Raw genomic sequence first — 9,414 nt, forward strand, 5'->3', positions numbered from 1 at the left:
GGTCATTCGTTAAGCCTGTTCTCAAAGAAATTTATAAATTTTTTTCTGACCGCCTCCACACTTTGATACACAGCCACTTTGGAGCAGCCGCACAGCACACCGATCTCTGCAAGGCTCAGCCCGTCAAGCGCATAGAGCAGGAACCGGCGGCGCTGGGCCTCGGTACAGGTGTCCAGAACAGCCATCAGCTCATGCAGCGTTTCCATGCGGCAAAGGTATTCCTCCGGCGTTTCGCCGTAGCCCCCTACGCCCTCGGTGGTAATGATGTACTCGTCAAACTCCCGGCCATCCCAATGCCGCCGCTGTTCATGGAACAGGTTCTCCGTTTTATGATCGGCCCGGTCAAGAAATTCATAGACTTCCAGCGTAACCTCCACGGCCACAGCTTGTCCGTTATAATTGATGGTAACTTCCATCTGCCTTTCCTCCATTCAGATTTTTTGGGTAAATCTGAATGGGGCGGCGGGGAGCGGCACCGGGGATAAAGTTCGAGCCATGCTGACCCGATGTTCCGGCTCCACAGGGACAAAAAAGCGCCCGGACGGCATAAAGCCATACGAGCGTAATAGAGTATATTTTGCTGTTTAGTTACATGGTATAGTGCATACTTCTGACCGCATTGCTCCGCTGCTGGGAACAGACTTTTTTTAGCTGGTGCAGGTCATGGGTACTGTGAAAAAAGGCAAGCATAGACACGGCGGCAATCCTCCTATATGCCGCCGTGGATTTACACGGTGTTAGGTCGTCGGGTTTCTGCTTTTCGCAAAAAGAAACGGCGGCTCTGTTTTTTCAAAGCCGCCGGAAGATAGCATAGGCGCGTTAATAGATCTGCTTTACGACGGCTTTTTTTCTTTTGCCGTCGTCCGGCAGATTATTTTTTTATGAGTAAGGGCGAAAAATCAATCGTAATCATAAAATTATGGTCATGTATTTCAATTATTGGATTTGTACAATTCATCATAAGTAATAGCTTTTTCACAATGTAAAGTCCTTGTCCAGACGTACCATTACTTCTTGAAACATCTGCTACATAAAAGCGTTCCAACAGTTTTGAATATTCTTCTGTAGGAATAGATGCAACAGGATTTTTAATACAGAGTTGTACAGAATCTGCAATATTAATTAGTTGAATTACAACATTATTTGTAGTGGATGTTACCGCATTGAATATAAGATTTTGTATAATGCGAATACACGCCTTTCTGTCAGCATTAAGATAGATGTCCATATTAGGTATTTCTATTTGGGGTTCAATTCCATTAACGCTGAAAATCGAATAATTGTCTAGCAGGATTTCAGTAAGCAATGAGCATAGCTCAACCTTTTCATAGTAAAATGGATATTGTCCTGCTTCTAAAAGAGAGATTTGATAAAAGTCATCTATGAGACGTTCTAATCTCAATGCTTTTCCGGATAATGCTGAAATATATTCCGCTCTTTTTTCATCAGGCGCACTTGATAGAAGTTGCAAATATCCGCGAATGGAAGTTAGTGGTGTCCGTAAATCATGAGAAAGGCAAGAAATATTCTCTTTTAATTCATTCTCCTTTTTTTGAATTTCGCCCAGATAAATATTATCTTTTGATACAATCTGATTTATGATTTCAACCAAATGCTCTAACCGCCTATCAGATAAAGACACTGTAACTAACTTTTTCGTTTTTCTATTCAGAATAGCATTTAGTTGGACGATTACTTTATATATCTGTATTTTCCAGTTAATTAAAGAAATTGAAAGGATAATGACCAATGCTATCAGAACAAGAAACATAATCGCCCAACCCATATTCTACCTCCCTTTTACTTGATTTCTTTTCTAATCATAATAAGACCGCCAACAATCAAAAGAGAAATGCACCCTATGAAATAGAATGGTAAATGCTCAATAATACCCATTGTGCGACAAGAGCTGAAATTCATCCAATAGTACATAGGATTTCCATATACAAAAAATTTTAAGGGTATTGAAACCGTCTCCATATCACTCCATAGCATTAAGTAAACAGACGCTCCACTGAATACATATAAGCAGCAAATCCCTGTTACAATCCCTGTATTTTGAATAACGACACATAAAAAAATAGAAATGCTTTCTAATGCTAATAAAACCGTTCCGCAAGCAAGAGCCCATCCCAAAAGGTTTATTACTTCACTCGCAGTTGGAATGTAACCGGATTGTATGATTTCAATAACGAAAAATGTAGCTACAAAAATCAGATACGTTATCAGAGACACCACCAATATTGTAATCGCTTTGGTGTAGTAGAGAATAGTTCGTTTAGTGCCGTATGCAACAGATAATTTGATTGTACCCGTATTATATTCTTTTGTAAAAAATATGGTTGCAAATAAAATGCCAATAATCCAGAAAAAGGCTGTATATGCAAGAGATGAGCGGGCAACAGTTTGAAACGTTGGTATTTCACTAGATAGATAACACTTAGCTTGAAATCCGATTACACTTTCTGTTCCATCTCCGGCTCCAAAAAAAGTCATGTCACCAAGTGCAAAAGAGACCATTATAACCGCCGCACATACGCCTAATATAGTTATCAATATCTTTGAGTGACGCAATTTATAAAATTCAGCTTTAAAATGGTTAATCATTTTGGCACCCTCCTATCAAATTAGTGTAATAAGTTTCAAGACTATCTCCAGATTGTGCTAACTGATAAATCGTAATATTATTTGCACTTAGCAACGCTGATACTTTTCCGGCATTTTCAACATAATCATATAGATGAATACTTTTGTCTGGCATAACAGAAAAATTTGAAGTATTCAGTTTGCTTTCCAATAAAACACTAGCAGCAGCTACATCATTCACTTGCAACAACAAATGCTTTTTGCAGCGTTTGTCTAACTCTGTAGCGGTAATTTCCTGTAAAAGTTTCCCCTCATGTAAGATACCATATCTATTTGCTAATTGATGAAGTTCCGTGAGAATGTGACTTGAAATCAAAATAGTGATTCCACGTTCTTTATTTAGTCTTTTGAGTAAGTTTCTTAATTCGATAATTCCAGTAGGGTCTAGTCCGTTAATTGGTTCATCTAGTACGAGAAATTCAGGATTCCCAAGCAAAGCGATTGCGAGAGCTAGTCTCTGCCGCATACCCAAAGAGAAATCTTTTGCTTTTTTCTTTCCGGTATCTTTCAAACCAACTAATGCTAAAGCATTATCAATGCAACCTTTTCCTGGAATACCGCGTTGCAAACGTTGTACCTCCAAATTTTCATAGGCTGTCATATCAAGATAAAGAGAAGGGCTCTCAATAATACAGCCAATGCGCTCACGCTGCTTTGCAAGTTTCTTATTGCTTTCACCGAATAAAGCAATTTTGCCAGTAGTAGGTTCCGCCAGTCCGGTTAGTAAACGAATCATTGTTGTTTTACCGGCACCGTTTTCTCCGATAAACCCATAAATATCTCCTTGCATTACAGACATAGATACTTGATTTAGGGCTAGTGTATTGCGATACTTTTTTGTGATGTTGATAGCTTCAAAAACTGTTACGTTCATATTTTCACAGCTCCTTTCTTGTTATTTAGTATCGCAGACAATTCCTTGAATAATCTAAAGGTAAAGCTAAAGATTATCTAAAGCTCACTTTGCAAATCGGTAACCCAAGCCCCATATGGTCTTAATTCGGCAGCCTTCGCCCTTTAATTTTTTTCGTAAGTTACTTATATGTGTGTTAATGACATCATTATCCCTTGCAAATGGTTCTTGCCAAATACTTTCATAAAGATTTTGCTTAGAAAAGACTTTATCAGGATATTTCGCCAGTAGTTCTACGAGTTGATACTCTTTTGCTGTAAGCACAATAATTTCGTCTGCAACAGTAACTATTTTTGAAGATGTATTAATGGAAAGTTCTCCAAAGGTCAAACAAAGATTGGGAGTATCTTTTTGACTTCTTAGCAAATTGCGTTCAATTCGCGCTAGTAATTCGTCCAAATCAAACGGCTTTGTTAAATAGTCATCAGCACCCAAGCGTAGCAGTTCGACTTTGTTGAATGTTAAACTTTTTGCAGAAACAACAATTACAGGTACGTCTGAAAATTTTCTGATATTTCTAATTAACTCATCTCCACTGATAAAAGGAAGCATTAAATCTAAAATAATTAAATCCGGGGATAATTCTTTTATACGTTCAATCGCATTTGCACCAGTAAGTGTGAAGAAGACTTGATAATTGTACTTTTCCAGATGGTCTTTTATCATAACGCAAATTTCTTTATCATCTTCGATAATTAAAACATTATTCATGTTGAAACTCCTTTCTGCGTCTATCAGTCGGCTTTTCTGCGTTCTTTGGGATCAGCCAAACACCAGCCATCTTCACAGCGCCGGGGATACGCCCACCAGCACAATAATAATTTACCCTACGAGGTGTCACGCCCCACTTCTCGGCGGCCTCTTTCAATGTCATATAGTCCATTTCGCACCTCCACAGAGTACATTATAGTTCTCTTTCTCGAACAATGCAAGGAACGAAATGTGAATTATAAACTTCAACCAATCTGCATATAGCAACATTCCACGGGCGAAGTATGAATTATACAATGTAACTGGGTGATGTTATATGGCGAAAGTTGAAGATTGTCCCGGTTTTGAAACCTTCGGTGCAGATGTCAAAGCTGCACGAGAGGCAAAGCGTCTGGCACGAAAAACATTGGCAGAAATGGTTGGGATTGAATGGCGGTATCTTGCCAACATTGAGAATCAAGGTGCGATTCCGAGCCTGCCTGTGATGATCCAGTTGATTAAGGTCTGCGGACTTCCCGTGGAACGGTATTTTAACCCGGAGATTATACGAGAAGAAAGCGAACAGCGGCAACGGGTCAGCCACAAGCTGAAGCTTTGCCCTGAAGAATACCTGCCGATTATCGAAGGTGCCATAGACGGGGCGCTCAAAATGGAACAGACTGCGAAGCAGAAGGAGGACGCATAATCGCGGCCTCCTTCTGGCGTTTCTGTATCATGTTTCCCGGCACTTTTCCAAAAGTTCCCGGCACCTCTGCTGGATTTCTCCGGTTTCTGTCACAGTCAGGTCACGGTCATTTCCGGTAATCTTATCTTCCAGAAAGTTGGCGTATGTACCCAACAAAGCGTTCCGTAAATCCTCCGGGGTTTTCTGTATTTCAGCGCTGTACCAGTCATTCCGGTGGGGTTCCCATGCCATCAATGTATAACCGTGGCTGGTCTGAACCACCTCATACAGAGGATCATCATCCAGATATGCCTGAAACACTTTCAAAATCTTTTCAAAGGTCAGCATTTCCCGCACCTCCCATTCAGCTGCAAATCAGTTCCCTGATTAAAATTTCCTCAATCTGTGCCGTTAATGTGTTCATCAGCCCCACCCAACGCATGGGGTCACAGGCTTTCAGTTCTTCCGTGACACCCGCAGTCTCCATCATGTGAGGCAACATAGTTTCCACACGCCCCTGTGCTGTCCGCTCAATCTCTAACAGGTGTGGATACAGCTTCTCGCTCATCAGCAGATGGTTGTAGAGAATGGGGCGATGTTCCTTTAGGTAGGATTTTCGCATTCTGCCGTACTTGCCGATAGAAGTTTCCGGCTGTTCAGAAAGTTTTAGGTTTGGTATATCATAATCTCCACAACGAATGTAAGTCAACTTACTCATATTCATTCTCCTTTGCTTCGTGATGATTAGACTGCTGCGCTGGCTGCTATGCTGCCTTTGCGCGGTTCTTCTTTTGGTAGCTGACCGATAGTAGAAAAAACACCTTTTTTCATATCCTCAGCCCGGATCAGGGCTTTCTTAGCGTCCATTTCCGCTTTTTTCTTCGCCTTGATTTTGTCCTCATACTGTTTCTGTGCGCCGCTGGCTTTCCGCTTCAAATAATTCTGATGAAGCCTGTCCTTGCGTTCTTCTTTTTTCCGCAGTTCTTCCTGTTCCTCCGGGGTTAAAGGAACCGGCTGTAAGGATGGTGGGATATAGCGTCCTAAAAAATTGAAGTAGATTTCAATTTCCTGCGTGGTGTCCTGACTACCTTTTCTGGCGCGTTCGTGGACAAGGATTTTCTCTACAAACTCATTGAGCATGGTGTTTGTCAGCGTGTCAAAATTCTCGTACTTATCAATCAGGGCTATAAATTTCTCCGCTGATTTCTGGCTTTGCTCGTAGCCGGTAACAGCCTTTTCCAGCTCCGCAATTTCAATCTCAAGTGCGTCCTGCTCTTTGGCATACTGTGCATCAAGCGCCCTATATCGTGCATCCGGCAGCTTGCCGAGGGCATTGTCCTCATAGATTTTGCAAATCAGTTTTTCCAGTTCTCCGGCTCTCTTTTGGGCAGCAGCCAGACGCCTGCGCTTTTTCGATATATCGGCACTCTGTTGAGCAACCTGCGTCTCCTGAACAGTGTGAATAAATTCCGTCCGGTCATTTCTCGAATATTCAGCGATAGCCCGGAGCGTGTCGGAAACCAATGTCAGGACAGCACTCTCATTGATACGGTGTTGTGTAGGGCATAGTGTCCCACACGGAACTTTGGTATAATTGGAACAGGTATATTGAGAAATCCGCTTGCCATTGTTGGTGCGGTGGACATACATCTTGCCGCCGCAATCGGCACAATAGAGTAAGCCTGTGAGGGGAGCCGCTTCGCCCCAGCCGTTTGGATAACGCCGTACATTGCTGCGGATTTTCTGCGCCAAATCAAAGGTCTGCTGGTCGATAATGGCTTCATGGGTATTCTCAAAGATCGTCCATTCGTCCTCAGAAACATAGTGGCTTTTCTTGTCCTTAAAGTGCTTGCGGGTCTTGAAATTGATGGTATGCCCTAAATACTCTCGTTTTTTCAAAATGTTCACGATGGTAGATGATCCCCATCCATAGGGGTCTTTGACCGGCTTTGAACGGTTCACACCCTCGTTGAAGCGGGCAAGGTGTACGACAGGAATTTCAATCCGGTCTGCGGATAATTTGCAGGCGATCCGGTAAGGCCCATATCCCTCCAGCGTGAGGGAGAATATACGGCGTACCACTTCGGCAGCTTCCTCATCTACCAGCCAATGCTCCCGTTTTTCGTCCCATAAGTAGCCGTAAATCACAGTGCCGGTCAGGTGCTTGCCACTCATGCCTTTTGACTTAAACACAGATCGGATTTTCCGGCTGGTATCACGGGCGTAAAATTCATTCATGATGTTGCGGAACGGGGTAAAATCGTCATCGCCTTTCAGACTGTCCACACCGTCGTTGATGGCAATCAGACGAACGCCTCGCTGCCGCAAAACCTCCATAACTTGACCGACCTTCAGATAGTCGCGTCCTAACCGGCTCATGTCCTTGATGACGATTGCCTCTACACGCCCTGCCTCCACTTCCTCCATCATCGCCAAAAATCCGGGGCGGTCAAAACGGGTGCCTGAGATACCATCATCGGTAAAGTGCGTAGGGTTGGGCAGCCCATTCCGGCGGGCAAAATCCTCTAACATCTGTTTTTGGTTGGATATGGAATTGCTCTCGCCCTGTAACTCATCGTCCCGGCTCAGGCGCTCGTACAGTGGGGTAATTTTTTCATTTCTCATGGCTGTACCTCCTGAAACAAAAATGCTCTAAGTGATTGCTTCACTAACCATGACACAATCATGATTAAGAAGTCACTTAGAGCATATATCACCTGCCGCCTGCTTGTAAATGTGGTACTGCTTGACGGCAATGCTGTCCGGGTCCCGCATCTCCAGACGGTCAAACAAAATGTCCAGAGGGGACTCGTAGTCCTCATCCTCTTCTTTTACCTGTGCCGAGCCTAACATCTCCATGATCATGGCGAAGTTCTGTTCTTCCGGCGGAGCTTCATGGAGCAGATACAGCATCAGTGCCTGAAGCAGTGCTGTCTCGCTCTTCTCCCAGAACGGATCGGAGGACTGGGAACCTTTGGGTGTGGTGTTTTGTATCAGATTGGAAATGAGACGGAGTACGTCTTTGTCATCGTGGACGTACTCGAATGGATTGTAGCAAAAAGATGTGTCGGGATTGATGAGGTCAAAGACACGCACCTCATATCCTTTCTTTTCCAGCAGACCGCCTGTCTTTCGGAGCAGCTCGGCTTTGGGGTCTGTAATGACCATCGAGCAGCAGCACTGCATGATGTTCGGCAGGGCAAAGCCTCTGGATTTTCCTGCACCGGAGCCTCCCACCACGAGGATGTTGAGACATCTGCGGTGCTCGTGGGTGTCCAGGCTGATGCGGAAGTTCTGCGTCAGCAGGATGTTCTGGGAGTACGGCTTCTGGCTGTATTTCTTACAGATCTGCCGGGCATCACCCCATCTGGCGGAACCATGTTCTTCCCCTCTGCGGTAGTTCTTCTGGCTGGAATAAAAAATGCCGATCCCGGCTGCGTAAAGTAACGTGCAGACCAGCACCGACTTGATGGTATATTCCGTATAATGAAGCTGGAAGGGGTGGTTCAGTTTTTCCGTTAGAACCTCCATCAGCTCAAAAAGATTCCTGCCCGGCTGAATAGCATCCGCAATCAGGATCGCTGCCCACCAGATGACAGGCAGTCCGGCAAGCCAGATCACCCAGTCTGACTTCCGGCTGTTTGTTACCGGGATGGCTGCTGTTTTGGCCTCTCTGCTCTTGGCAGGTCCGTAATGTGGAAGCTGTCCACTCCAGGAACGAGGGCAAGGCTGCTTCCATTCTCCCAGTTTACGTGGATCTGCCCTGCATCGTCTACCATATCCACCTTACCTTTTAAGCCGGGTGGCATGTGGCTCTCCCCCTCCATGCTGTTAAGCGTGACCTCTGTTCCCGGCGGATATCTTCTCCTCATGGCTTCTATTCTTTCTTGTGTCATATTTCTGTATATTCGTACCACATCCTTTCTTTATCTTCCCCGTCCACGGTATGGGCGGCGGTATCTGGATTTCATGATCTTTAACAGGACACTGTCGATCCCATCGGAATAGCGTCCGTTTTTCAGGTATGTGTCCCGGAGCTTGTTTAAAGCTTCTACAGATTTGGTGTGTTCAGCTTCTGTCAGGTAGAGCTTTCCTTCTTCCTGCTCTGCCAGCTTCAGAACCAGATCCCGTGTGGTATCCACCGGAAGCCCCTGTTCTTTTTCCTGCCGGAACACTTCCCGGAGGGCATGGATCAGCATATGGTTCATGATCCGGTCCATCTTTACATATCGCATTCTTGTCATAGGCGAGCCTCCTTTTTTCCTCTTTTTTCTCAACCACAACATACCACACTTCCTCCCGGAAAGCTACTGCAAAAGAGCCGGAAAAACCCCTTTTATAAGGGCACTGAAAAACTTCCATTTTTTCTTAAGTGGAAGTTTTTCTTTTATATTTTTTCAATTTTTTTTAGAAAAAGCACAAAAAAGCTATGGCTTACTCCATAGCCAGCTCTTCTAATCTTACTATTCGTTTTACATTT

The 9,414-nt window shown here is 44.0% G+C and carries 13 protein-coding genes; 1 reads left to right on the plus strand and 12 read right to left on the minus strand.

From position 1 onward, the window contains the following. Positions 1–2 precede the first annotated feature (2 nt). From G5B11_RS12120 to G5B11_RS12145, 6 genes are all read right to left on the minus strand, one after another. Positions 3–416, minus strand: a complete 414-nt coding sequence (locus tag G5B11_RS12120; RefSeq protein WP_014081146.1) for an RNA polymerase sigma factor — start codon at positions 414–416, stop codon at positions 3–5. Between the two features lie 455 nt (positions 417–871). Then, on the minus strand, positions 872–1,786 hold the full coding sequence (locus tag G5B11_RS12125; RefSeq protein ID WP_014081148.1) for a sensor histidine kinase: 915 nt from the start codon (positions 1,784–1,786) through the stop codon (positions 872–874). Between the two features lie 14 nt (positions 1,787–1,800). Then, on the minus strand, positions 1,801–2,607 hold the full coding sequence (locus tag G5B11_RS12130) for an ABC transporter permease (protein ID WP_055057437.1): 807 nt from the start codon (positions 2,605–2,607) through the stop codon (positions 1,801–1,803). After that, positions 2,600–3,520, minus strand: coding sequence for an ATP-binding cassette domain-containing protein (locus G5B11_RS12135; protein WP_015533989.1), 921 nt, complete (start codon positions 3,518–3,520; stop codon positions 2,600–2,602). Before G5B11_RS12135 ends, G5B11_RS12130 begins: the two co-directional genes overlap by 8 nt. 84 nt (positions 3,521–3,604) lie before the next feature. Continuing rightward, on the minus strand, positions 3,605–4,270 hold the full coding sequence (locus G5B11_RS12140) for a response regulator transcription factor (RefSeq protein WP_014081151.1): 666 nt from the start codon (positions 4,268–4,270) through the stop codon (positions 3,605–3,607). Next, positions 4,263–4,442, minus strand: coding sequence for a helix-turn-helix domain-containing protein (locus G5B11_RS12145; RefSeq protein WP_118575730.1), 180 nt, complete (start codon positions 4,440–4,442; stop codon positions 4,263–4,265). The genes G5B11_RS12140 and G5B11_RS12145 overlap by 8 nt, the downstream gene beginning before the upstream one ends. A 144-nt stretch (positions 4,443–4,586) precedes the next feature. Between G5B11_RS12145 and G5B11_RS12150 the strand changes: the two genes are divergently transcribed. Next, entirely contained in the window at positions 4,587–4,955 is a 369-nt protein-coding gene (locus G5B11_RS12150; RefSeq protein WP_021650277.1) for a helix-turn-helix transcriptional regulator, read from the plus strand. Positions 4,956–4,982: 27 nt separating this feature from the next. Here the strand turns inward: G5B11_RS12150 and G5B11_RS12155 are convergent, their stop codons facing one another. The 6 genes from G5B11_RS12155 to G5B11_RS12175 form a co-directional block, all read right to left on the minus strand. Beyond that, complete coding sequence (locus tag G5B11_RS12155) at positions 4,983–5,282, minus strand: hypothetical protein (RefSeq protein ID WP_021650276.1); 300 nt, start codon at positions 5,280–5,282, stop codon at positions 4,983–4,985. A gap of 16 nt (positions 5,283–5,298) precedes the next feature. Beyond that, positions 5,299–5,652: a TnpV protein gene (locus G5B11_RS12160; protein WP_112091024.1), complete on the minus strand. Its 354-nt coding sequence runs from the start codon at positions 5,650–5,652 to the stop codon at positions 5,299–5,301. Positions 5,653–5,678: 26 nt separating this feature from the next. Then, the gene (locus tag G5B11_RS12165; protein WP_148462893.1) at positions 5,679–7,559 is read right to left on the minus strand and encodes a recombinase family protein; all 1,881 of its coding nucleotides are present in this window, start codon (positions 7,557–7,559) and stop codon (positions 5,679–5,681) included. 72 nt (positions 7,560–7,631) lie between these two features. Then, positions 7,632–8,555 carry a type IV secretory system conjugative DNA transfer family protein gene (locus G5B11_RS19130; RefSeq protein WP_330603130.1) on the minus strand — a complete coding sequence of 308 codons (924 nt, stop codon included), beginning with the start codon at positions 8,553–8,555 and terminating at the stop codon, positions 7,632–7,634. 23 nt (positions 8,556–8,578) lie between these two features. Then, complete coding sequence (locus G5B11_RS12170) at positions 8,579–8,830, minus strand: DUF4314 domain-containing protein (protein ID WP_015513377.1); 252 nt, start codon at positions 8,828–8,830, stop codon at positions 8,579–8,581. A gap of 30 nt (positions 8,831–8,860) precedes the next feature. Further along, entirely contained in the window at positions 8,861–9,178 is a 318-nt protein-coding gene (locus G5B11_RS12175) for a hypothetical protein (protein WP_055149034.1), read from the minus strand. Positions 9,179–9,414 lie beyond the last annotated feature (236 nt).

Source organism: Blautia glucerasea, assembly GCF_013304385.1.
GTDB classification, from domain to species: domain Bacteria; phylum Bacillota; class Clostridia; order Lachnospirales; family Lachnospiraceae; genus Blautia_A; species Blautia_A ammoniilytica.

Bases quoted from the DNA above. Each gene is read 5' to 3' on its own strand.
- G5B11_RS12120 (WP_014081146.1), bottom strand. From the start codon at position 416: ATGGAAGTTACCATCAATTATAACGGACAAGCTGTGGCCGTGGAGGTT.
- G5B11_RS12125 (WP_014081148.1), bottom strand. From the start codon at position 1,786: ATGGGTTGGGCGATTATGTTTCTTGTTCTGATAGCATTGGTCATTATC.
- G5B11_RS12130 (WP_055057437.1), bottom strand. From the start codon at position 2,607: ATGATTAACCATTTTAAAGCTGAATTTTATAAATTGCGTCACTCAAAG.
- G5B11_RS12135 (WP_015533989.1), bottom strand. From the start codon at position 3,520: ATGAACGTAACAGTTTTTGAAGCTATCAACATCACAAAAAAGTATCGC.
- G5B11_RS12140 (WP_014081151.1), bottom strand. From the start codon at position 4,270: ATGAATAATGTTTTAATTATCGAAGATGATAAAGAAATTTGCGTTATG.
- G5B11_RS12145 (WP_118575730.1), bottom strand. From the start codon at position 4,442: ATGGACTATATGACATTGAAAGAGGCCGCCGAGAAGTGGGGCGTGACA.
- G5B11_RS12150 (WP_021650277.1), top strand. From the start codon at position 4,587: ATGGCGAAAGTTGAAGATTGTCCCGGTTTTGAAACCTTCGGTGCAGAT.
- G5B11_RS12155 (WP_021650276.1), bottom strand. From the start codon at position 5,282: ATGCTGACCTTTGAAAAGATTTTGAAAGTGTTTCAGGCATATCTGGAT.
- G5B11_RS12160 (WP_112091024.1), bottom strand. From the start codon at position 5,652: ATGAGTAAGTTGACTTACATTCGTTGTGGAGATTATGATATACCAAAC.
- G5B11_RS12165 (WP_148462893.1), bottom strand. From the start codon at position 7,559: ATGAGAAATGAAAAAATTACCCCACTGTACGAGCGCCTGAGCCGGGAC.
- G5B11_RS12170 (WP_015513377.1), bottom strand. From the start codon at position 8,830: ATGACACAAGAAAGAATAGAAGCCATGAGGAGAAGATATCCGCCGGGA.
- G5B11_RS12175 (WP_055149034.1), bottom strand. From the start codon at position 9,178: ATGACAAGAATGCGATATGTAAAGATGGACCGGATCATGAACCATATG.